The sequence below is a fragment of the Desulfosalsimonas sp. genome (assembly GCF_055149105.1).
This window is the reverse complement of record NZ_JBSRLA010000012.1, coordinates 1-21,307: the sequence shown is the minus strand read 5'-3', so window position 1 is coordinate 21,307 and position 21,307 is coordinate 1. Positions and strand designations below refer to the sequence as shown.

The following is a 21,307-nucleotide window of genomic DNA, read 5'->3' as shown; positions in this document are numbered from 1 at the left end:
TTTAATGGCCAAAATCTCCGGCTTACGAATTGCCGACGTCAGAATTCCCGGACCGGCTTGCGGATTGGCCCAGAAGTTTCTGCCGCAGTTGGTAAAGCAGGTTCATGGCGTCCATGGGGCTCATGTATTCCACCTCGGCCTGCCTGAGCTTATCGAGCACGTCCTGCTCGGGGCCCTGAAACAAGGGCAGTTGTACAAATCTCTGCTGAACCCGGGTGCGCCGCGCCGGCGCAGCTGCCTCCCGACCCAGGACATGACCCTGTTTTTCCACATTCTCCAATACTTTTTTGGCACGCTCAACAACTTTTTCCGGCATCCCCGCAAGGCGTGCCACTTCAATTCCATAGCTGCGGTTGGTGCCGCCTTCAGCCAGCTGGTGAAGGAAAATAATCTCGTCGTTGATTTCACGCACCGCGATATTGTAATTCTTTACCCGCCTGCGGACGCGGTGCAGCTCCGTGAGTTCGTGATAATGGGTGGCAAACATGGACTTCACCCCTGTGTCATCCAGGTCATGGAGATATTCGGCCACAGCCCACGCAATGCTCAGGCCGTCAAAGGTGGACGTGCCCCGGCCGATTTCATCCATGATCACCAGGCTGCGGGAAGTGGCATTGTTCATGATGTTGGCGGTTTCCTCCATTTCCACCATAAACGTACTCTGCCCCTGGGACAGATTGTCCAGAGCCCCCACACGGGTAAAAATCCGGTCCGTGACAGCAATATCGGCCCGGTCTGCAGGCACAAAAGAGCCCATCTGCGCCATGAGCACAATCAGGGCGGCCTGGCGCAGCACCGTGGATTTACCGGCCATGTTCGGCCCTGTAATGATCAGCACCTGATTTTCCCGGTTATCCATCCGCAGGCTGTTGGGAACAAACCGTTCTGCCTCAACGAGTTTTTCCACCACCGGATGGCGGCCTTCGGCAATATCGATGACACCCTGCTCGTTGACGGCGGGGCGGACATATTGGTTCTGCACCGCGGCCTCGGCCAGGCCGGTTAGCACGTCGATTTGGGCCACGAATGCACCGGCTGCGGCCACGGCCTTATGGGTTTGCGCCACCGCATCGCGAAGTTTGCAGAAAATTTCATATTCCAGCGACGCACGCTGCTCCTGGGCGCCGAGAACCTTTGCCTCAAAGGATTTTAACTCATCGGTGATATAGCGTTCGGCGTTGACCAGGGTCTGCTTGCGCACATAATGGGCGGGCACGGCATCCGCCTGGCTTTTGGACACCTCGATATAATAACCAAAAACCTTGTTGTAGCGGACCTTGAGGGTCTGGATACCGGTTTCCTGTTTTTCCCGGGCCTCAAGCTCGGCCAGAAACGATTTGCCGTCTCTGGCAATGGCAATAAGCTCATCAAGACTGTCGTCATAGCCGGTGCGGATCATGCCGCCTTCATTGACCACGGGCGGCGGGTCATCAACCACCGCGGCGGCAATGGTTTGACCCAGACCGGTCAACTCCGGCAGAATTGACGGATCCGGGCACAAAAGATCCGTGCTGAATCCGGCCAGGTGCCCGTGGATCTCCGGCAAGGCCTCAATGGAGCGCCGCAGGGCCACAAGATCCCTTGCATTGGCCTGGCCCATGACGATTTTGCTTCCCAGCCGCTCAAGGTCCGCCACGGATTTCAGGGACGCGCGAATGGCCTTTCGCTCCATGCCGCATTCCGCCAGCTGATCCACGGCATCGTGCCGGGCCGCCATGTCACCAGCCCCCAGAAGGGGATATCGGATCCAGTGCTTGATCAGCCGGCCGCCCATGGCCGTGATGGTAAAATCCAGCACCGAAAGCAAAGTGGCCTTTCGGGTGCCGTCTCGCAAATTGGCCAGCAACTCAAGATTGCGGCAGGAAATATCATCGATCTGCAGGTACTGGTCCAGAAAATAGGTTTCAAGGCCCGACAAATGGGCGATCTGCTGCTTCTGGGTCTCCTGGACATAAAACAGCAGGGCGCCGGCAGCCCCAATTCCGGCCTGCAGGCCTTCACAGCCAAAGCCCTCCAGGCTTCGGGTCTGGAACTGACGGATCAGGCGCTGACGCGCCGGTTTGTGCTCACAGGCCCCGTCATCCATCCAGGTAATCGCGGACTGCTCAAATGAGGTGCGAAAGATTTCATAATCATCAGCGGTCCGGGCGGCTGCTGGCATCAGGAGTTCACTGGGGGCGATGCGCCTGATTTCTTCGAGCAGCGCGTGCACATCGTTGCTTTCCGTAACCCGGAAGGCCCCTGTGGAAAGATCCAGGCAGGACAGCCCCCACCGGGATGCCCGGCCGAGGATGGAAACAATAAAGTTGTTTGTGCGGGCATCGAGCAGATCGCTGTTTAATACCATTCCGGGAGTGACCACACGCACCACTTCCCGTTTGACCAGCCCCTTTGCCGCGGCCGGATCCTCGGTCTGTTCGCAGATGGCCACCTTGTGGCCTTTTTCAATCAGGCGCCCCAGATAAATCTCAGCGGCCTTGACCGGCACTCCGCACATGGGCACCGGTTTTTTTTCGTTTTTGTTTCTGGATGTCAGGGTGATTTCCAATTCACGGGCGGCTGTATGGGCATCATCGAAGAACATCTCGTAGAAATCGCCCATCCGGTAAAACAGCAGATAATCGGAGTACTGCTCCTTGATCTCCAGGTACTGGCGCATCATGGGCGTCATTTGGGCTTCGCTGGTTTGCCGGCCGGTCATAAAAACTCATCTCCGATCCATTCCATCCCGGATCTCATTGAAAAACCGGATTTTTTACTTTTCGGGCTCAGCAGAAGGCTCCGACTGGGGATCAGCCGCGTCCTTGGGGCCGGCAGGCATAGCCGGGGCCTGTTGTGCCTTGCCTGCAGCCGCCAGCTCTGAGTCAAGCTCGGAAATCCTGCGGTCCTTGGCGGCAAGCTGCTCATTGAGCTGCCGGACGGTCTTGCGGGTCCTGAATTTTGCCGACAGGCTAAAAAAATAACACAGAAGAAATCCGATGAGAAACACCGCAAAGTAATATAAGGCCGTGGGCAGTTCAGGCGAGGCGTATTTGAAAAAATACAAATTGAGCTTAAAACTGCGCTCCACGATGAAAAACCCTTTGTTCTGAAACACCACAACCGCCGCCAATACCACAATCAGCAGCCAGAAAGCATACTTGAGCTTTTTCATGGGCATATCCTCCAACAAGGCTCCGGGTCTTAGGGCACAACAAAAAACAGTGCCGGCTGCAACTGCAATTTGTCCAATGTTTATATGAAACTATTATATTGAAACGTTTGCCGGAAAAACTCAACCGTTTTTTCAGCACCGGCCGGGCGCGAAAGACCCGGATTACCAGGTGCGGATCTGCGGGCGCATGCGCTCCGGGGCCAGGTTTAAAAAATACTGATCCGTCATCCCGGCGATAAAATCCCGGACAATTTCAGCAGGGCAGTGCGCTGACATGTAATCTTCGGCCATACCGGCAATAAAATTGCGGTAAACAGGAGATTGTTTATTGCCGGCTTCAATATCATTGAAAAACCGCTCAAACAGATGGTCAAACAAATTCTCAATTTTGGGTGTGTCCTGCTTGATGGCCGGATTTGAATAAATCGCCTCGTAGTTAAACTGCTTCAGCCGCCGCAGAGCCCCGGAGATCTCCGGGCTGAAAGCCACGGCGTCCTGCTCGTAGCTGGTGCGGATCACATCCGTAACAAGGGTATAGACAATGGTGCCGTTGGTATCGCCCAGGTGCTGCACGCAGTTCTCCGGCAGGTCCGTGCGCCGGATCAGGCCCAGACGGATGGCGTCTTCAATGTCTCTGCCGATATAGCTGATGGTGTCGGAAAAACGCACCACGCATCCCTCCAGGGTCATGGGTACCAGCTCAATTGGCCGGCCGGATTTTTTTTCAGCGAGTTCGGCCTGATGGTCTTCAAAGGTTTTGCCCTGCACAGGCGCCAGGTGACGGTTGTGGACCTCACCGTCATGGCACAGAATGCCGTCTAACGTCTGGAGGCAGAGATTCCAGCCCCGGCCCTTTCGCTCGACTTTTTCCAGAAACTGAACACTTTGCACATTGTGATGATACTGGCCGATGCCAGCGGCCCGGCACAGGTTTGAAAGAAACCGCTCACCGTCATGGCCAAAGGGCGGATGACCGATATCATGGCCAATGGCAACGGCCTCGACCAAATCCTCGTTTAATCCCAAAAACCGGCCGATGGTCCGGGCCACCCTGGAAACCAGCTGCACATGGAGCATGCGGTGTGTGATATGATCATTGCGGATGAGGTAAAACACCTGGGTTTTATCAATATACCGGCTGTAGGCCAAAGAATGCAGGATACGGTCCACATCCACGGCAAAGGGCTGCCGGTAATCGGTTTCCAAACGCTTTTCCGGACGTCTGCGAACCCCCCGGGCACTTTTGGCCGCCCCGGGTGAAAGGCTTTGCTGCTCCCGGTCGTCGAGTATCGCTGTCAACTTCTGAAGGGCGGGAAGTTCAGATCTCTGCATTGGCGATCTTTTCCTCCATGATCCTGTAATAATCCATGCCGGCTGCGGTAAAGCCGGCTTTGCCGTATTTCATGTTGGCTTCAAGAATATATAATCGGTCGTCTGCCATGCAAATATCAATGCCCACATCATCCCACCCGCAGCTGCGGGCTGCATGCAAAGCCAGATCAAGGGCGGATTCAGGCACGGGATCCAGGCTGATTTTGCCGCCGCAGCCCAGATTGGTCCGAAATTCGCCCTGTGCGGCAATGCGCCAGTAGGCATGGGCAATTTTATCGCCGATGACCACCACCCGGATATCCCGGTCAATGGGCAGATATTCCTGGATATAAGCGATATGGGTCAGCTCGCAGTAAGCATCCAGGTCATCGCGGCCGGCAATCAGAAACACGCCCCGGCCCAGGGCCGAACCCCGGGCAATTTTGCCCACAAAGGGAAACCGGAAATGCGACAGAATCTTTTCCGGCAGGCGCCTGCCGTAAAAGGTGCGGGTTCTGGGCCTGGGCAGATCAAGGATTTCAAACAGGGCGCTTTGCTTGATCTTGTCCTGAACAAACCGGTAAGTATGCATGCTCGGGAAAATCGGTTTTCCGGCAGCTGCCAGCAAATCGGCATAAAAAGTGGAAGGGTAATATATTTTCGGGGCATCCCGGATCAATTCCGCCTCATTTGGAGGATAATCGGAAAAATTGGGCCGCACCCCCAGGCAGGTCACGTTGGAACAGGACCGCAGGTGCAGTTCAAGGCAGACGGCCTTTGACGGACAAGCCGTGGATCGAACACTTTCGTGCTTCAAGGCGCTGCATCCGTATTGCCGGGCAGTTCCGGGGAAAAGGCCCGGGCCGGTACGGCTGCATCGGCCCAGCAGCGCTCCACGCTCACCGACAGACGATGACCCTCCGGATCCGAGATCTGAAGTTCAAAAGGCATATTTCGTCCATCTGCAGAGCGCACCTCAAGGATCTGCGCCCGATAGACAGCCCCCTGCCAGGTAAACATTTCCACTTCCCGGACACTGATGGGTTTGCTGGAAAACCGGATGCGCTGTACGGTTCCGGAAAACCGTTTTTTGAGCACCAGCATGGAACCGCCGCCAAGCATTTGATAGGCGGCAACACTATCATGATCCGCTATGGGCACCCCGCCGCCGAGCAGCAGTGCAAGATCATCCACATCAATATCCACCCCGGCAAGCCGTCCCAGACTTCGCCGGCCGGTATCCCTGCGCCGCACCTCCCCGCCTTCCGAAAAGTGAAAGGAGCAAAGGTCCGGACCGCAGATAACCTTGACAAAGGGCTGGCCGGCAAGGCCCATGGCTTCCACCCGGAAACGCCCCCCCGGCGCGCCAAGCCACGCCGCACGAACAGACCATGAACCACTGTCATCGTCGACTCCGATACGACCGATGGCCTTATAGGGGGACATTGTCTTGTTTGCTTCCTGGATGCGGGCAAGAAGGGATTCGGCTTTACCCGCCTCCATCCGGGAAACGGCAGACGGCGGCGGTTTTTCCACAGAAGCGCAGGCCGCTGTGAGCAGAATCAAAAACAACACAATCAGGCGAGCCTTCAAGGCGACACCTCCTGCCGTAGTGCATCCATTTTTTCCTTTACGGCATCCGCATCATCAGCGCCGTTTTCCAGGGCCTTTTTATAATATTGCAGGGCTTGTCCGGGCTGATCGGTTTTGCGGTAGACATCGCCCAGATGCTCAAAAATAATGGGATCATCGCCGATTTTTTCAACCGCTTTTTCCAGGTACTTACGGGCCTTTTGATAATCGCCCTGCCGGTAATGCACCCATCCCATGGAATCCAGGATGTGGCCGCTTTCCGGCTCCAGCTCCAGGGCCCGGCGGATCAAAGACTCGGCCTCCTCGAGACGGATGTTTTGATCGGCATAAGTGTATCCGAGATAGTTCAGGGCGTCTGCGTTTTCCGGGTCCTTTTCGATGACTTGTTTCATTTTTTCAATTGCAGCCTGAACATCGCCCATCTTTTCGTAGAGAACCCCGAGTTCATAGAGCAATTCAGTGCTTCCGGGATTAATGGAAAGCCCCTGCTGCAAAAGCGATTCAGCCTGCCGATAATGCTCCTGTTCCTGATAAAATGCACTCAGATAGGGAATCAGAGCTGCCTTTCCGGATCTGTCGCTTTTTTCCATGGCGGCTTCAAGCAGCCGGACAGCTTGTCCGGTTTTGGACTCCCGGTTGTAAATAATGGCCTGATGGATCATGGCATCAATGTAGAAATCGCTGTCAGACGCCACCTGCTGAAAATGGTCCATTGCAGGACCTGTTTTGTCGGAGAGGTAAAGGGCTGCGCCGGCCAGATAATGCAGAGCGGAATTCTGCGAATCATGTTGCAAAACGCCGGACAGGGCGATTATGGCATCATCGTATCGCTGCCGGCCCAGCATCCCGGTAGCGGCCTTGATCACATCTGAATCCGGCCCGGCACGTCCCGCGAGATCCTCCCAGATTGCCCGGGCCTTATCCATCCGGCCCTGTTTTTTGTAAAAAACCCCGAGTTCAAGGGCGGCGACCGCATTGCGCGGATCGCGTTCAAGGATGGCCTGGTACTGGGAAACCGCCTTGTCGTCTCTGCCCTGGTGCCTGTAAATATCAATGAGTGCGGCACGCGGCTCAATTAAATCCGGCTCAATGGACAGGCTCCGCTGATAAGCGTCTGCGGCATCCCCGAGCCGGCCCAGCTCGTTTAAAGCCTGGCCCAGGTAATAAAACCCCATATAATTTCCAGGAAATCGCTTTACAAAATCCCTCATCAATTCTGCGGCCCGGTTGAACTGCTCCTGCTGCAGATAAAGCCGGGCCAGAATCAGGGCAATATTTTCCCGTTCCGGGGCATTGTCGACGACCTTTTCATAAGCCTGCCGGGCTGCATCCAGCTCTCCGGCACTTTGCCAGAGGGAACCGGCAACGATCAGGGACTCTGTGTTGTCCGGGTCCTGACCCAGGGCCTCCTTGATCACTTCCAGGGCTTTATCCTTCCGGCCCTGCTTGATGTAGAGCATGGCCAGCTCTTTTTTGACAACCACCTGATCCGGAACCTTGTCAACAGCGTCTTTCATAAAGGCCACAGCCTCTTCCAACCGGCCGGAACGGGCAGCCAGCTGCGCCCGTAAAAAATCATAATAATGGCTGACCGGCCGCTGCTGCCCGGCAGCGGGCGAAATGATGTCAGGAGGGGGTTGTGCAGCCGGGACCGAAGGCCCGGTGCGATCCCTGCCCGCGCACCCGGCCATGAGGGCAGCCATGACCATTAACCCTCCGAACAGGGCAAACATGCGGATCCCGAGGCGTGGCCACGGGCTTGAATTCATGGGCTCTTCACTTTTTATGGTTCCTGAAAGCCCCATGATGTTACTCGTTTTCCTCGGGATGTTCATAAGCAGCGAAGTCCGGAATCTCCTTTTCGAAAAAGACCCGCATTTTCTTGACAATATTTTTTTCCAGCTGCCGCACCCGCTCCCGGGAGATCTGATATTTGTCCCCGATGTCCTGAAGGGTATCGGGGGTATCGGTGAATATGCGCCGCTGAAAAATATCCAGCTCCCGGTCTGAGAGCTGCTTTTTAAAATCCCCGAGCTTTTCGCGCAGCAGGGATTCAACTTCCTTGCGGGCCACCTGGGATTCAATGGACTCGGTATCTGAACTGAAAAAATCGCCCCGTTCAGTGTCCGAGTCATCCTTTAAGGGCTCATCCAAAGACACGTCCCAGCCGTCGAGGCGCAGATCCATGTCCCGCACTTCCTGCTCGGAGACGCCCAGGCGGCTGGAAAGCAGCTTTGTCTCCGGGGCAAAACCCTGTTCCACAAGTTTCTGTTTTTCCTTTTTGAGCTTAAAAAACAGCTTGCGCTGACCCTGGGTGGTGCCGATCTTGACCAGGCGCCAGTTGTCCATGATGAATTTCAGAATATAGGCCTTGATCCAGAAAGCTGCGTAATAGGAAAACTTGACGTTCTTGTAGGGATCAAACTTCTGCACCGCATGCATCAGGCCGATATTGCCCTCCTGGATCAAGTCCATCAGATTCTGCATCCAGGTGCGCTGAAACTCCATGGCAATCTTGACCACCAGCCGAAGATTGGATGTGGCCAGTATATAAGCCGCATCCGGATCCCCTTCCTCCTGCAGCCGCCGACCCAGTTCAACCTCTTGATCACGGGTGAGCAAGGGGTAGCGGCTGATTTCGGAAAGATACCGCTGGAGCGGATCATAGGGGACAAGCTGGCCCTTTTCTTCGGGCAGAGTTACTGCCTTTTTCAAATTCCGCGTTGCTGCCGAATCGCTGTGGCTCCCACCATTGCCGGGGGCCTCGGCATTTTCGGGTTTTTCAGTATTATCAGTTGGCATCTGCCTGCTCATAACCTTACTTGATGGTTTCGTAAAAAGCTTTTTATACCGCGTCCGCTGTTTGTAAGGAAGGAAGCCCTGCGGTCGGCGTCGGCTTTTTCGCTCCTGACCGTTTTTGCGGATTGATCAAATGCCTTTGCTTAAAATTGACAAATCCGCTCTACCTTGCTCAAACAGTTTGAAATTTTCACGCAAAAACGCTCAATGTCGCTTCAAAAGCCGACCCCGCCCTTGGACTTCCTTGGAAGTATTTCCCCAGGGCCGCAGCCCGGGACCGAACACTGCAAATAACTTTTTGCCGCATGCTTAAAAGCTTTGATTTTATTTTTTTGCACTTTGAACTTTGAACCTTGCACCTTGAACAAAGTTATTTAGAAGCTTTTTACGATTTTATCCTTGTTAACGCATCGTCGTTTTTTTGATCCGGACCCTGTCAATGCAATAATAACTGCAACCGGCGTAAAAATCACACTAGAAATTGTCTTTTTATAATGGACAAAACTGCTGTCCAATGGTAAAGAAAAAAATTTCCGGATCTCAGGCTGTCTGTTTGGTCAAAACAGTTCAAAAAACAAAAAAGATCCAAGACATGCGCGCCTGTAGCTCAGTCGGATAGAGCAACGGACTTCTAATCCGTAGGCCGCAGGTTCGAATCCTGCCAGGCGCGCCAGCCCCAGCATCCCCTTTATTTTTTCAGCAAACATTTCGCGCGTGGATCAGGGTCCAGTACCCCAGAAGATTGACCGGGCAGGTCTCCACCACATCAAGGGGATTTTTCTCAAGAAACGCCTCCATCGAAAAGCGAGGACTGAACCCCAGCAGGCCTTTGAAGGGAACCATAACCGTTTCCACCATCCTGGGCACCAAATGATGGTTGCTGAAATGATTGACCACGAAAATATCCCCTCCGGGCTTGCACACCCGCCGGATTTCCTCCATCATCTTCTCCGGTTCGGGCACCACGGTGACCACGTACATGACAGCAACCTGGTCAAAGCTGTTATCGGCAAAACTCATGCACTGGGCGTCCATCAGAGAAAGACTGCAGGTGCCGGGGGCACCGCCGTTTGTATAGTTTCGGGCCTGCCACAGCATGTGCGGTGAAATGTCGATTCCCACAACCGATACATCCGGCGGATAAAGGGGCAGAGAAAGCCCGGTACCCACACCCACCTCCAGAATCCGCTGGCCCGGGGTAAAATTCATTTTCCCGATAAGCGCCCGGCGGCCGTGCTCAAAAACTTTTCCAAAAATCCGGTCATAACTTCCGGCATAGCGCTTATATGCCTTTATAATCGCCTGATCATCCATTGTTTGACTCCAGGGTGCTTTCTTTTCCGGCAGCGTTGCGCCCGGCTGCCACATTTGACAAATAAAACAAATTCATTTATTTAACCTTGGGCATGAACATTATTTTATTATCAAAGATCCGCCCGGTTTGAAAGTGTTTTCTGCTTTCGCCCCCTTTAACCCGCTTACATATGGAGGCTGACATGTCATATGAAACCATTGAGGTCGATGTTGCCGATGCCATCGCCACCATCACCATCAACCGCCCCAAATCCTTAAACGCACTCAACGCACAGGTGATCGCTGAAATGCACGCAGCCGTTGATGAAATCGCGGAAAACGATGATATCCGTGCGCTTCTGATCACCGGCGCCGGGGACAAAGCATTTGTGGCCGGCGCTGACATCAGCGAACTGGCCAAACTCAACCCGGTCAGCGCCAAGCATTTTGCCTCCCGCGGCCACGAACTCATGTTCAAAATCGAAGCCCTGCCCATTGCCGTTATAGCCGTAGTCAACGGTTTTGCATTGGGCGGCGGCCTGGAACTGGCCCTTTCCTGCGATTTCATTTATGCCGCGGACAACGCCAAAGTGGGACAGCCGGAAATCAATCTGGGCATTATCCCGGGATTCGGCGGCACCCAGCGCCTGGCCCGCATTGTAGGCAGGAACCTGGCCCGGGAGATGATTCTCACGGGCATGATGCTCTCAGCTGAGGAGGCTGAGAAAAAAGGCATTGTCAACCGGGTGGTACCGGCTTCCGAACTCATGGAAACCGCCGGGAAAACCGCCAAAACCATTGCCCGAAAGGGGCGTGTGTCGGTCCAGGCGACCAAGCAGACCATCGCAAACGGCATGGACACGGACCTGGAAACCGGCTGTGAAATTGAAATCAACGCTTTTGCATTGTGCCTGGCCAGCGAAGATGCAAAAGAGGGCACCAGCGCATTTCTGGAAAAACGCAAGCCTGAATTTAAGGGCAAATTAAACCAGTAACGGTTTTTTTCTTGACAGATCCGGCCGGGGCTGTTTAATGTAGCGTATCTGTTTTTTTCAGCACATATTTTTTCAAAATTTCACAAGGTCTGCCAACGCATGAGACAAGCATCTGAGCATGCCGGTTTTGGGAACTTTTTTTTCTTTAAAAAGTCTTCCCATGGATCGGCGCAGTAAAAAAGCCAAACGAAATACGCAAACAAGGCCATGGGAAGACGCAAACAGGCAACCCATGGCCTTTTTTCATGCCAAAAGGCTGTGGGTTTTCCCGCAGCCTTTTTTTATGGGCAAACCCATCGACCCGGGCCAGACAGCGGTTGTATGAAGAACCACACCACGCACAAGGAGGACAACGATGATATACGACATCGAGTATGAAACCATGCCCCGGGAAGCCCTGGAATCCATCCAGCTGCGGCGGCTGCAGGCAACGGTTTCCCGGGTGTATGCAACAGTTCCGCATTACCGGAAAAAATTTGACCAGGCCGGGCTGAAGCCCGGTGACATTCAGCGAATGGAAGACCTTCAGCGGCTGCCTTTCACCATTAAGCAGGATTTGCGGGACAATTATCCCTTTGGCATGTTTGCCGTTCCCATGGACAACGTGGTGCGCATTCACGCCTCCTCGGGCACCACGGGAAAACCCACGGTTGTGGGCTACACCTCCCGGGATATCAACACCTGGGCAGAACTCATGGCCCGGGCGCTTTCCGCAGGCGGGGCCACCCGGGGCGATATCATCCACAACGCCTACGGATACGGTTTGTTTACAGGCGGGCTGGGCGTGCACTACGGGGCGGAAAAGCTCGGAGCATCCGTCATCCCGGTATCCGGTGGCAACACCAAGCGACAGGTAGTGATCATGCGCGACTTTGCCCCCACCATTCTCACGGCCACCCCCTCTTACTCCCTGCACCTGGCCGAGGCGGCCGAGGACATGGGGGTATCATTTAAGGATCTGAGCTTTAAGTTCGGCATTTTCGGTGCTGAGCCCTGGTCCGAGAACATGCGAAAGGAAATCGAGGAAAAACTCAATCTCTCGGCCGTGGATATCTACGGGTTAAGCGAAGTGCTCGGTCCCGGGGTTTCCATAGAATGCCACGAGGCCAAAAACGGCCTGCACATCGCAGAAGATCATTTTATTGCCGAAATCATTGATCCGGTCACCGAAGAAGTGCTGCCCTACGGAGAAACCGGCGAACTGGTGCTGACATCCATCACCAAGGAGGCCTTTCCGGTCATCCGCTACCGCACCCGGGACATCACCAGCCTAAATCCCGAACCGTGCGTTTGCGGGCGCACCATGGTCCGGATGGACAAAATCAGCGGCAGAACCGATGACATGCTCATTATTCGGGGCGTGAATGTGTTTCCCTCCCAGATCGAAAGCGTGCTCATGGAAATCGATGGCGTGGAGCCCCATTACCAGATGGAAGTGGACCGCAAAGACAACCTGGATACCGTCACGGTCCGGGTGGAAGTCAGCCAGCAGATGTTTTCCGACGAGGTCAAGGAACTCCAGCGCTTTGAACAGCGCATTGAAAACGATATCAAGGAACTGCTGGGCATATCCGTGGATGTCAAGCTCGCAGAGCCCAAGAGCATTGCCCGAAGCGAAGGCAAGGCCGCCAGGGTCATTGACAAACGAAAGATTTAGCATCCACCCCAAATGCAGAATAAGGAGAGATCCATGCAAGCCGAACAGATTTCGATTTTCCTGGAAAACAAAGCCGGCCGCCTCTCGGAGGTGACCGGGATTCTTTGGCAGAATCAGGTCAACATCCGGGCCCTGGCTGTGGCCGACACAACCGATTTCGGCGTGCTGCGCCTGATTGTCGATGACAATGCCAAAGCCGAGCAGGTTCTGAAGAATGCCGGATTCACGGTGCGCAAAACCAAGGTGGTGGCCGTGGAGGTTGCAGACCAGCCCGGCGGACTTCACAGCATCCTGGAAATGCTCTACAGAGCCGGCATCAACGTGGAATACATGTATGCCTTTGTCCGCCAGAGCGGGGACAATGCCGTGATGATCTTCCGGTTTGACCAGCCGGATCAGGCCATTGACGTACTTTCCCAAAACGGGGTGGCCATTGTGGAAGGCGCCAGACTCTATACCATGTAACCGGCAATGAAAACGCCCCGAAACCATTTCACAGAAAAGGAGCCCGATCATGCGCTTTGTCAGAAAAGACAGCCCGCTTTTGCTGGCTGCAGCCCTGCTGACTGCAGTTGTTTTTGCATCCGCTTTCCCGGCCCTGGCCGAATCCGGAGAGAAAACATGGAAAATCGGCGGCATATTTTCAATTACCGGACCTGCGTCCTTTCTCGGCGATCCCGAGAAAAAATCCATGGAACTGGCCATTGAAGAAATCAATGCCGCAGGCGGCGTTGACGGCCGGATGCTGGAAGCCGTTATCTATGATACCGAGGGAGATCCGTCAAAAGCCGTGATGGCAGCCGGCAAACTCATCAACAAGGACCGGGTCACGGCGATTGCGGGCCCCAGCAGAACACCCACAACACTGGCCGTAGTTCCCATGGTTGAGCGGGCCAACCTTCCCTTTGTCAGCTGTGCGGCCGGCAACAAAATCGTCGAACCCATAAAGCCCTGGGTTTTTAAAACCGCCCAGAGCGACATCCAGGCCGTGGCCTCCATCTATGCCCACATAGAAAAACAGGGCATTGACAGAATCGGCACTCTCACTGTGGCCAATTCATTTGGTGAAAGCGGCAGGGAACAGTTAATAGAACAGGCAGGGGATTTCGGCATCACTGTGGTGCGCAGCGAAAGCTTCGGTGCCGGGGATACGGACATGACCTCCCAGCTCACCAAAATCCGTCAGGAAAAACCCGGGGCCGTCATCTGCTGGGGAACCAATCCGGGTCCGGCGGTTGTGGCCAAAAACGCCGAACAGCTCGGCCTTGACATTCCCCTCTACCAGAGCCACGGTGTGGCATCCCCGAAATTCATCGAGCTGGCCGGAGATTCGGCCGAAGGCATACTGCTGCCAACCGGAAAGATCCTCGTGGCCGATCTGCTGCCCGATGATGACCCCCAGAAGCAGGTGCTCACCGATTACATTGACGCCTATGAAACCAGGTATGACGAAACGGTTTCCGGATTCGGCGGATATGCCTATGATGCGGTTTATCTGCTGGCCCGTGCCATGGAAGGCACCGGCGGAGACAAGGAAAAAATCCGTGAAAACCTTGAAAACATAAAAGGCCATGTGGGCATCAGCGGGGTATTTTCCTTCAGCCAAACCGATCACAACGGCCTGGACCCGTCGGCTTTTGTCATGGTGCGCATTGCCGACGGCAAGTGGCAGCTTGTGAAATAACCCGCCAATCCGGGAAAAAGCCCATGCAGGAACTTTTGCAATACCTGTTTTCAGGCATGACCAACGGGGCTGTGTACGCGGTGATTGCCCTGGGGTTTTCCATGCTTTACAGTTCCACGGACCTGATTAATTTCGCCCACGGGGAATTTGTCATGCTCGGGGCCCTGTGCATGGTCAGCCTGACAGCAGGTGCGGGGCTCGCCCTGGTACCCGCATTTTTTGTCACCGTGGCGGCGGTCGCCGCGGCAGGGATGCTTTTTGAACGACTGGCCATCCGGCCGGTACGGCATCCCCAGCCCATTGTGCTGATCATCATTACCGTGGGGGCCTCAATCTTTCTGCGGGGCACGGGCATGCTTATCTGGGGAAAGGATGCCCACAGCATGCCCCCGTTTCTCGACATTGCCCCCATTGACATCGCAGGCGCCCGCCTGCTGGCCCAAAGCGTCTGGATTCTTGTGATTGTCACCGCGCTTGCCGCCGGCCTGCACCTGTTTTACAAAAAAACACTTACCGGAAAAGCCATGACCGCCTGTGCGGTAAATAAAAAAGGGGCATGGATCGTCGGAATCCCGTTTAAATGGATGGTGCTGCTGGCATTCGGCATGTCCACCGGCCTGGGGGCCGTGGCCGGGGCCAGCATCGCACCGATTACCATGTCAAGCTACGACATGGGCACCATCCTTGGGCTAAAAGGGTTCTGCGGGGCCATGCTCGGCGGCCTGGGCAGCCTCTGGGGGGCGATTTTAGGCGGCTTTCTGCTCGGGATCCTCGAGGCCATGGGCGTTGGGTTTGTCTCCTCGGGATTTAAAGATGCAACCGCCTTTTTGCTGCTTTTGCTGGTACTCTATGTCCGGCCCCAGGGCATTTTGGGCACGGCCGAGGTCAAACGGTTTTAACATGGACGATAAATATCTGCCCGCAATCTATACAGGCTTTGCCCTTGGCATCGCTTTTCTGGGATGGCGCATTGATAATGCCTATTATCTGCAGCTGCTGATTTTCATCGGCTTAAACACCCTGCTGGCCCTTTCCCTGAACATGCTCATGGGCTATGCCGGCCAGATATCCCTGGGACATGCGGCCTTTTACGGCATTGGCGCGTATGTGACCGCAATACTGAGCACCACTTACCAGGTGCCGCCCCTGCTGGCCCTCCCGGCCGCTGTTGGTGCAGCCATGTTGATCGCCTGGATCGTTGGCATGCCCACGCTTCGGCTCTCCGGCTATTACCTGGGCATGGGAACCCTGGGATTTGGCATGATTGTCCATATTGTGCTCCGGGAATGGAGCAGTGTAACCGGGGGCGCGTCCGGATTTGTGGGGATTCCGCCTCTGACGGTCGGCCCGGTGGAATTTGCCTCCAACAAATCCTACTTTTTTCTGGTATGGGCGGTGGTGCTGGCAGTGATCTTCCTTTGCCGGCGCATCATCGACTCCCGGGTGGGCCGGGCTCTTTGTGCGATCCATGACGGGGAAAAGGCTGCGGCCGCCGTGGGCGTCAACACCCGGCGCCTAAAGCTCCAGGTATTTGTTTTAAGTGCGGGAATTGCGGCTCTGGCCGGGTTTCTCTACGCCCACCTGGTGTTTTTCATCAGCCCGGGCAGCTTTGGTTTCATGGCTTCAATCAAAATTGTGACCATGGTGGTCATCGGCGGGATGGCCAGCATCTGGGGAGCGCTTTTCGGCGCATCGCTTCTCACCCTTTTGCCGGAATGGCTCCATGCCTTCTCGGAATTCGAGATGGTGGTATACGGCCTGATCCTCATGGTCGTGATGATTTTCATGCCCCGGGGGCTGACCCGGGGACTGATGGACATTTATGAACGGTACCGCAAAACCCATGACCGGCAGTGACCCCATACTGGAAATCCGTGACGTGGACAAGGCCTTTGGCGGCGTCCAGGCCCTGGACCGGATCGGCTTTGCCCTGGAAAAAGCTTCGATCACCGGATTGATCGGCCCCAACGGCGCGGGCAAGACCACTTTGTTTAATGTGATCACGGGAATATTCGCCCCGGATGCCGGCGACATACGCTTTGCAGGCCAATCTATTGAAAATCTGGAAGTCCACCAGCGGGTCTCCCTTGGCATTGCCCGCACATTTCAGAATGTGGAGCTTTTCGAAAGCATGACCGCTATGGAAAACATTCTGGTGGGCCTCTATACCCGGACCCGGGCGGGCATGATCCAAAGTATGCTGCGCCTGCCCCGCACCCGGCAGGAGGAAGCCCGTGCCCGGGATCAGGCCATGGAACTTTTAAAATTTGTGGGGCTCCAGGACTACGCAAGCCGCAAAAGCGGGGATCTGCCCTTTGGATGGCAGCGGATGCTGGAGGTGGCCCGGGCCATGGCAGCACAACCGCACCTGCTGCTGCTCGATGAGCCGGCAGCCGGATTAAACATGTCAGAAACCGGCCATCTCGGAGAATTGATCAAAGAAATCCGCAAACAGGGCATCACGATTCTGCTGGTGGAGCATGATATGAGCCTGACCATGTCCATTTCCGATCAGATCGTGGTGCTTGACCAGGGCAGAAAAATCGCCGAAGGCACTCCAAGGGCGGTTCAGGAAGACGAGGCGGTCATGGCGGCCTACCTGGGCAAAAAAGCAAACCCGACAAACGATTGACGACTTCCTTATGCTGCGCATTCGCAATCTCAAATGTTTCTACGGCCGGATCATGGCGGTCAAAGGCGTGAGCCTGTCGGTAAACCCCGGGGAAATCATCTGCCTGATCGGTGCCAACGGCGCGGGCAAAACCACGCTGCTTTCAGCCGTGTGCGGCCTGCTGACCGACTGGAGCGGGCAGATCGATTTTGAAAAAAAAAGCATAAAAGGCCTGGACCCCCCCGCCATTGTGCGCGCCGGCATCAGCCTGGTGCCGGAGGGGCGGCAGATTTTTGCACCACTTTCCGTGCTCGACAATTTAAGACTCGGTGCCTATACCATGTACAAAAAAAAGGCCCATGCAGCCATACAACAGGACCTGGAATCGGTCATGGAGTTGTTTCCCATTCTGCGGCAGCGGCAGCGGCAGCCGGCAGGCACCCTTTCAGGCGGAGAACAGCAAATGCTGGCCATTGGAAGGGCGCTGATGGCCCGGCCCAGACTCCTGCTGCTCGATGAGCACTCCATGGGACTGGCACCCATGGTGGTGGAAAAAATCCTGGAAGTGATTTCCCTGCTGCGCTCCCGGGGCCTGACCATCGTTTTGGTGGAACAAAACGCCCTGGCCGCCCTGGAAGTCTCGGACCGGGGGTATGTATTTGAAACCGGAGCCGTGGTGCTCCAGGGCGGGGCCGGGGAACTGATGGCGGACAAGGATGTCAAACGCGCCTATCTGGGCAAGGATTATGGAGATTTTTACGATGCCGGATAATCCCTTTTTTCAACTCTCAACCGAAGAAAAACAACAGGTACAGTTAGAGCGGCTCCAAAGCACGTTAAACCGGGCCTGCCGCCATGTGCCCTTTCATGCCAACCGACTCGGCGTACTGGGCATGGAACCCTCGGACATCTCCGCCCTTGCCGACATTGCCCGCCTGCCCTTTATGGAGCGGGCGGATTTCAGCGAACATTATCCTTACGATCTGTTTGCCGTGCCCTTAAGAGACATTGTGCGCATCCACACGGCACCCGGCACCACCCGCAATCCCACGGTCAGCGGCTATACAGCACAGGACCTGGAGCACTGGCGGCGGATTCCGGGACGGGCGCTTCGCACGGCGGGCATCGGGGCCAATGATATCCTCCAGATTGCCCTGAATCCGGGCCTGGCCAACTGGGGGCGGGATTACAAGGACGGCGCCGAAGCCATCGGGGCCAGCGTGATTCCCAACACCCCGCTTTCAGTGGAAAAACAGCTCATGGTGCTGCGTGACTACAAAACCACAGTGCTGATCACCACCCCGGCCATGGCCGGTCACCTTGCCGATTACACGGCGGAAAAAGGTATCGGGCCGGCATCGCTTTCCCTGCACACCCTGGTTTTGTGCGGGGAGTTCATTGATCCGGAGTTTCGAAACAGCATTGAAACCCGGCTGCATGTGCGCACATGGCTGCACTACGGGTTAAGCGAAATTCCCGGGCCGGCGATTGCCTTTGAATGCCAGGCACACGGCGGACTCCATATCCAGGAGGATCATTTTCTGGCTGAAATCATTGACCCGGAAACCCGGGAGGTGCTTTCGCCGGGCAGCACCGGGGAACTGGTGCTCACCACCCTTACCACCCGGGCCTTTCCCCTGATCCGTTTTAAAACCGGTGACCGTGCCCGGCTGCTGGAAGATCCCTGTTCGTGCGGCAGCACGCTTGTGCGCATGAAATGGGATTCAGAGCGCACAGACGATATCATGAACATTGACGGAGTCAATGTTCACGGCAATCAGGCGGGATTTCATCTCAAAGAAATGATGGGGATGGATCCGCGGCGGATTTCCTATCGGGTGGCGCATCAACAGGGCCGCAAGGTCCTGGAAGTACTCATGGAAATGAACGATGCCATATTTTCCGATGAAATAAAGGAGCTGGAACAGCTGCTGCGCCGGTCTGAAAACCGGCTCCGGGAAAATCTGGGCGTGCCCGTGGCCATCCGCCTGGTGGAATCAAAAGGATAAACAAGGGGGCAAGCTCCCTGCCCCCCGAAAAATTGATTTATTCCACGATTTCATGGGATGTAATCACCACTTTCAACCCGTCGGGAAGACCTTCGGGGACTTCAGAGCCGCTCTGGGCGGAGTAAAAGGCCACTTCCTCAAATTCAAATTCTTCCTGGGCACCGGCCGCGAGATAATTGATCACGTCCATTTGATTGGGCATTTTGTCCACATCACTGACAAACCAGGTGGCGTTAATGATCTGATCGCCGCAGGATTCGCACATGCCGGTGACTTTCACGTTTTTGACATCCACATCACCGGTGTTGGCAATGGTGCCGCTGGCATCAATCACATAGGAAATATCACTGTCTTTTCGGATTGAAAATTCAGAATCCACAATCTCAAGACTGGCCTGTTTTTCCTCCTTGGCGCATCCGAGCAAACACAATCCTCCCACCAGAATCGACAAAACAATTAACCCAACGTATTGCAACCTTGTGCGCATCTTTTCCTCCCTGTCTGCTTCGTGAAAATTTTTCCCGACACACCAAAATGACTTTTTTCCCCTGAACAAAGTACTAAAACAAAATTCTTCCAAATCATCAAGCCCTTTTTATATATCCCCCAAACCGAGTGTTTCAAATTTTGAAACGCTCGGTTCAGGTATCAGGAAAGTCCCCTGGAACCCGCTTGTGCGTATACGGTTTTTTCTTGCATTGAAAACAAACAGTGAGTTATTATGAAACTGATCCAGTTTAAAAACACCATTACAAAACTTGTCAATACTTGCAACAATTCACCACAAGAGGTTGGTCATGAAAAAACAACTCACCACCGCGCTGGCATGGATAGCAATTGTCCTGATTTCCTCGGCCGGCAGCGCTGCCGGGGCAAACATGCTTTACAACGGGGGTTTTGAAGGTCCGGTGGAAAATGGAGAACCCGATGGCTGGAAGACAACGATCAACCGGAGCACAACGGCTGAAATAAACCTGGATTCAAGGGAGAAACACAGCGGCCAGCTATCCTTGAAAGTTGCCATTACCCCGCCGGGCGGCCGGGTCATCGTATACCTGGATGAAGCCGGGGCCGCACCCATCACCCCGGGAGCGACCTATGAGGCCTCCTGCTGGATCAAGACCCAAAACCTGGATTACAACCGCTTCCACGAGGCCCCGGCCTTCCGGTTAAATTTTCGCCCCCAGCGGATACGGCCCGGCAAGATGGTGGATCTGATCAACAAATTACAGGGGACTTCGGACTGGGTGCAAATCTCCCAGAAAGCCACGGCGCCGGCAAACAGCAGCCGGATCCACCTGGATTTTGTGCTCACCAGCGGCACCGTCTGGATCGATGATGTCGAAGTCCGCCGGGTTCAATAATCCCGGGCCATGATTGAAAACGCATAAAAAGCAGGTTTTTACTCCAGCAGATTCCTGCGCATCGCATCAATGACCGCCGGCCGCAGCCCGGCCTTGCCTACCAGGTAATCCACTGCCGTGCCGTATGTGTCTGTCAGGTAATCAATCACGCCCACAATGCATTGCCGGGGCGCAGTCAGGTACGGAAACAGCCGGTCCGGATCAATTCCGGCCCGCTCCATTCTCCGGTAGAGCCGGGGAAGCAGTTCTGCAATATAAATATTGGACAACTGGTGATCGTCAATCACAGTTTCCTCGGCCACGCCCAGGGCCAGCAGAATCAGGGCCGCACAGGTTCCGGTGCGGTCCTTTCCGCCGGTGCAGTGAAATACCACCGGCGCGTGGCTGTTTTCCGCAAGGTCTCGTATCACAGCCGCCCAGCAGTGGGCAAATTGTTCAAGGTTGCCGATATAGCCGTTGATCATGAAATCCGGTGTCAGCCAGCCATCTTCTCCGTTTTGCAAAAGCCGGATCGCCTCTGCAAAATCAAAATTGCCGTGAGTGACCGGCAAATTGTTTGCATGAACCGGTTTTATTACCATAGCCTGCAATAGCCCGGCAGACAAGGACAAAACACCAATGCCGCCGGCAATGGTGGCATGGATTTATCCGCCGGGTTTTGTTATACCGAAATTGAGCGTTTCAGATTTTTAAAAGCAATTAATTTTAAAGGATAACACCAAGTTATATTTTAAAAATCTGAAACCCTCCGGGATTTCCAATTTTACCGCAGCTACTGCGTCAGATGCAACCTCGCATAGTTGACTATAGCGAGTCTGCATCTTCCTTGTATCTACG

At 54.9% G+C, this 21,307-nt stretch carries 20 protein-coding genes and 1 tRNA gene; 11 read left to right on the top strand and 10 right to left on the bottom strand.

Translation table 11 applies throughout. From position 1 onward, the window contains the following. Positions 1-22 precede the first annotated feature (22 nt). The 7 genes from mutS to ACTCIA_RS04440 all read right to left on the bottom strand — a co-directional run bounded on the left by mutS (position 23) and on the right by ACTCIA_RS04440 (position 8,860). The gene (mutS, locus tag ACTCIA_RS04470) at positions 23-2,701 is read right to left on the bottom strand and encodes a DNA mismatch repair protein MutS (RefSeq protein WP_463000604.1); all 2,679 of its coding nucleotides are present in this window, start codon (positions 2,699-2,701) and stop codon (positions 23-25) included. 54 nt (positions 2,702-2,755) lie between these two features. Then, positions 2,756-3,154 carry a LapA family protein gene (locus tag ACTCIA_RS04465; protein ID WP_463000603.1) on the bottom strand — a complete coding sequence of 133 codons (399 nt, stop codon included), beginning with the start codon at positions 3,152-3,154 and terminating at the stop codon, positions 2,756-2,758. 162 nt (positions 3,155-3,316) lie between these two features. Further along, a complete protein-coding gene (locus ACTCIA_RS04460; protein ID WP_463000602.1) occupies positions 3,317-4,486 on the bottom strand; it encodes a deoxyguanosinetriphosphate triphosphohydrolase family protein in 1,170 nt (389 codons plus the stop codon). Beyond that, a complete protein-coding gene (locus tag ACTCIA_RS04455; protein ID WP_463000601.1) occupies positions 4,473-5,282 on the bottom strand; it encodes an ATP-grasp domain-containing protein in 810 nt (269 codons plus the stop codon). The genes ACTCIA_RS04460 and ACTCIA_RS04455 overlap by 14 nt, the downstream gene beginning before the upstream one ends. Further along, positions 5,279-6,058 (bottom strand): hypothetical protein, encoded by a 780-nt coding sequence (locus ACTCIA_RS04450; RefSeq protein ID WP_463000600.1) that lies wholly within the window; start codon positions 6,056-6,058, stop codon positions 5,279-5,281. Before ACTCIA_RS04450 ends, ACTCIA_RS04455 begins: the two co-directional genes overlap by 4 nt. After that, entirely contained in the window at positions 6,055-7,767 is a 1,713-nt protein-coding gene (locus ACTCIA_RS04445) for a tetratricopeptide repeat protein (RefSeq protein ID WP_463000599.1), read from the bottom strand. Before ACTCIA_RS04445 ends, ACTCIA_RS04450 begins: the two co-directional genes overlap by 4 nt. A gap of 100 nt (positions 7,768-7,867) precedes the next feature. After that, positions 7,868-8,860, bottom strand: coding sequence for a sigma-70 family RNA polymerase sigma factor (locus tag ACTCIA_RS04440; protein ID WP_463000598.1), 993 nt, complete (start codon positions 8,858-8,860; stop codon positions 7,868-7,870). A gap of 593 nt (positions 8,861-9,453) precedes the next feature. On the opposite strand from ACTCIA_RS04440, the gene ACTCIA_RS04435 reads away from it, so the two are divergent. Beyond that, positions 9,454-9,530, top strand: a tRNA-Arg gene (locus tag ACTCIA_RS04435). A 23-nt stretch (positions 9,531-9,553) separates the two neighbouring features. Here ACTCIA_RS04435 and ACTCIA_RS04430 read toward each other — a convergent pair. Beyond that, positions 9,554-10,171 carry a class I SAM-dependent methyltransferase gene (locus tag ACTCIA_RS04430; RefSeq protein WP_463000597.1) on the bottom strand — a complete coding sequence of 206 codons (618 nt, stop codon included), beginning with the start codon at positions 10,169-10,171 and terminating at the stop codon, positions 9,554-9,556. A gap of 182 nt (positions 10,172-10,353) precedes the next feature. On the opposite strand from ACTCIA_RS04430, the gene ACTCIA_RS04425 reads away from it, so the two are divergent. The 9 genes from ACTCIA_RS04425 to ACTCIA_RS04385 all read left to right on the top strand — a co-directional run bounded on the left by ACTCIA_RS04425 (position 10,354) and on the right by ACTCIA_RS04385 (position 19,106). Beyond that, a complete protein-coding gene (locus ACTCIA_RS04425; protein WP_463000596.1) occupies positions 10,354-11,145 on the top strand; it encodes an enoyl-CoA hydratase/isomerase family protein in 792 nt (263 codons plus the stop codon). 355 nt (positions 11,146-11,500) lie between these two features. Further along, a complete protein-coding gene (locus tag ACTCIA_RS04420; protein ID WP_463000595.1) occupies positions 11,501-12,802 on the top strand; it encodes a phenylacetate--CoA ligase family protein in 1,302 nt (433 codons plus the stop codon). Positions 12,803-12,835: 33 nt separating this feature from the next. Next, positions 12,836-13,267, top strand: a complete 432-nt coding sequence (locus ACTCIA_RS04415) for an ACT domain-containing protein (RefSeq protein ID WP_463000594.1) — start codon at positions 12,836-12,838, stop codon at positions 13,265-13,267. 49 nt (positions 13,268-13,316) lie between these two features. Beyond that, the gene (locus ACTCIA_RS04410) at positions 13,317-14,486 is read left to right on the top strand and encodes an ABC transporter substrate-binding protein (protein ID WP_463000593.1); all 1,170 of its coding nucleotides are present in this window, start codon (positions 13,317-13,319) and stop codon (positions 14,484-14,486) included. A 23-nt stretch (positions 14,487-14,509) separates the two neighbouring features. Continuing rightward, the gene (locus tag ACTCIA_RS04405) at positions 14,510-15,385 is read left to right on the top strand and encodes a branched-chain amino acid ABC transporter permease (protein ID WP_463000592.1); all 876 of its coding nucleotides are present in this window, start codon (positions 14,510-14,512) and stop codon (positions 15,383-15,385) included. A gap of 1 nt (position 15,386) precedes the next feature. Continuing rightward, positions 15,387-16,343 carry a branched-chain amino acid ABC transporter permease gene (locus ACTCIA_RS04400; RefSeq protein WP_463000591.1) on the top strand — a complete coding sequence of 319 codons (957 nt, stop codon included), beginning with the start codon at positions 15,387-15,389 and terminating at the stop codon, positions 16,341-16,343. Then, positions 16,330-17,118, top strand: coding sequence for an ABC transporter ATP-binding protein (locus tag ACTCIA_RS04395; protein WP_463000590.1), 789 nt, complete (start codon positions 16,330-16,332; stop codon positions 17,116-17,118). The genes ACTCIA_RS04400 and ACTCIA_RS04395 overlap by 14 nt, the downstream gene beginning before the upstream one ends. 10 nt (positions 17,119-17,128) lie before the next feature. Then, positions 17,129-17,869, top strand: coding sequence for an ABC transporter ATP-binding protein (locus tag ACTCIA_RS04390; protein ID WP_463000589.1), 741 nt, complete (start codon positions 17,129-17,131; stop codon positions 17,867-17,869). Continuing rightward, on the top strand, positions 17,859-19,106 hold the full coding sequence (locus ACTCIA_RS04385; protein WP_463000588.1) for a phenylacetate--CoA ligase family protein: 1,248 nt from the start codon (positions 17,859-17,861) through the stop codon (positions 19,104-19,106). The genes ACTCIA_RS04390 and ACTCIA_RS04385 overlap by 11 nt, the downstream gene beginning before the upstream one ends. A 37-nt stretch (positions 19,107-19,143) precedes the next feature. Here ACTCIA_RS04385 and ACTCIA_RS04380 read toward each other — a convergent pair whose 3' ends face one another. Continuing rightward, positions 19,144-19,593: a hypothetical protein gene (locus ACTCIA_RS04380; RefSeq protein WP_463000587.1), complete on the bottom strand. Its 450-nt coding sequence runs from the start codon at positions 19,591-19,593 to the stop codon at positions 19,144-19,146. Positions 19,594-19,903: 310 nt separating this feature from the next. Here ACTCIA_RS04380 and ACTCIA_RS04375 point away from each other — a divergent pair, with 310 nt between their 5' ends. Continuing rightward, on the top strand, positions 19,904-20,470 hold the full coding sequence (locus ACTCIA_RS04375; RefSeq protein ID WP_463000586.1) for a carbohydrate binding domain-containing protein: 567 nt from the start codon (positions 19,904-19,906) through the stop codon (positions 20,468-20,470). A gap of 38 nt (positions 20,471-20,508) precedes the next feature. On the opposite strand, the gene ACTCIA_RS04370 is transcribed toward ACTCIA_RS04375, so the two are convergent. After that, positions 20,509-21,051 (bottom strand): tyrosine-protein phosphatase, encoded by a 543-nt coding sequence (locus tag ACTCIA_RS04370; RefSeq protein ID WP_463000585.1) that lies wholly within the window; start codon positions 21,049-21,051, stop codon positions 20,509-20,511. Positions 21,052-21,307: the final 256 nt, after the last annotated feature.

Excerpts from the sequence above, each read along its gene's own strand:
- mutS (WP_463000604.1), bottom strand. The coding sequence starts at position 2,701 with ATGACCGGCCGGCAAACCAGCGAAGCCCAAATGACGCCCATGATGCGC.
- ACTCIA_RS04465 (WP_463000603.1), bottom strand. The coding sequence starts at position 3,154 with ATGAAAAAGCTCAAGTATGCTTTCTGGCTGCTGATTGTGGTATTGGCG.
- ACTCIA_RS04460 (WP_463000602.1), bottom strand. The coding sequence starts at position 4,486 with ATGCAGAGATCTGAACTTCCCGCCCTTCAGAAGTTGACAGCGATACTC.
- ACTCIA_RS04445 (WP_463000599.1), bottom strand. The coding sequence starts at position 7,767 with ATGGTCATGGCTGCCCTCATGGCCGGGTGCGCGGGCAGGGATCGCACC.
- ACTCIA_RS04440 (WP_463000598.1), bottom strand. The coding sequence starts at position 8,860 with ATGCCAACTGATAATACTGAAAAACCCGAAAATGCCGAGGCCCCCGGC.
- ACTCIA_RS04430 (WP_463000597.1), bottom strand. The coding sequence starts at position 10,171 with ATGGATGATCAGGCGATTATAAAGGCATATAAGCGCTATGCCGGAAGT.
- ACTCIA_RS04425 (WP_463000596.1), top strand. The coding sequence starts at position 10,354 with ATGTCATATGAAACCATTGAGGTCGATGTTGCCGATGCCATCGCCACC.
- ACTCIA_RS04420 (WP_463000595.1), top strand. The coding sequence starts at position 11,501 with ATGATATACGACATCGAGTATGAAACCATGCCCCGGGAAGCCCTGGAA.
- ACTCIA_RS04415 (WP_463000594.1), top strand. The coding sequence starts at position 12,836 with ATGCAAGCCGAACAGATTTCGATTTTCCTGGAAAACAAAGCCGGCCGC.
- ACTCIA_RS04410 (WP_463000593.1), top strand. The coding sequence starts at position 13,317 with ATGCGCTTTGTCAGAAAAGACAGCCCGCTTTTGCTGGCTGCAGCCCTG.
- ACTCIA_RS04405 (WP_463000592.1), top strand. The coding sequence starts at position 14,510 with ATGCAGGAACTTTTGCAATACCTGTTTTCAGGCATGACCAACGGGGCT.
- ACTCIA_RS04400 (WP_463000591.1), top strand. The coding sequence starts at position 15,387 with ATGGACGATAAATATCTGCCCGCAATCTATACAGGCTTTGCCCTTGGC.
- ACTCIA_RS04395 (WP_463000590.1), top strand. The coding sequence starts at position 16,330 with ATGACCGGCAGTGACCCCATACTGGAAATCCGTGACGTGGACAAGGCC.
- ACTCIA_RS04390 (WP_463000589.1), top strand. The coding sequence starts at position 17,129 with ATGCTGCGCATTCGCAATCTCAAATGTTTCTACGGCCGGATCATGGCG.
- ACTCIA_RS04385 (WP_463000588.1), top strand. The coding sequence starts at position 17,859 with ATGCCGGATAATCCCTTTTTTCAACTCTCAACCGAAGAAAAACAACAG.
- ACTCIA_RS04380 (WP_463000587.1), bottom strand. The coding sequence starts at position 19,593 with ATGCGCACAAGGTTGCAATACGTTGGGTTAATTGTTTTGTCGATTCTG.
- ACTCIA_RS04375 (WP_463000586.1), top strand. The coding sequence starts at position 19,904 with ATGAAAAAACAACTCACCACCGCGCTGGCATGGATAGCAATTGTCCTG.
- ACTCIA_RS04370 (WP_463000585.1), bottom strand. The coding sequence starts at position 21,051 with ATGGTAATAAAACCGGTTCATGCAAACAATTTGCCGGTCACTCACGGC.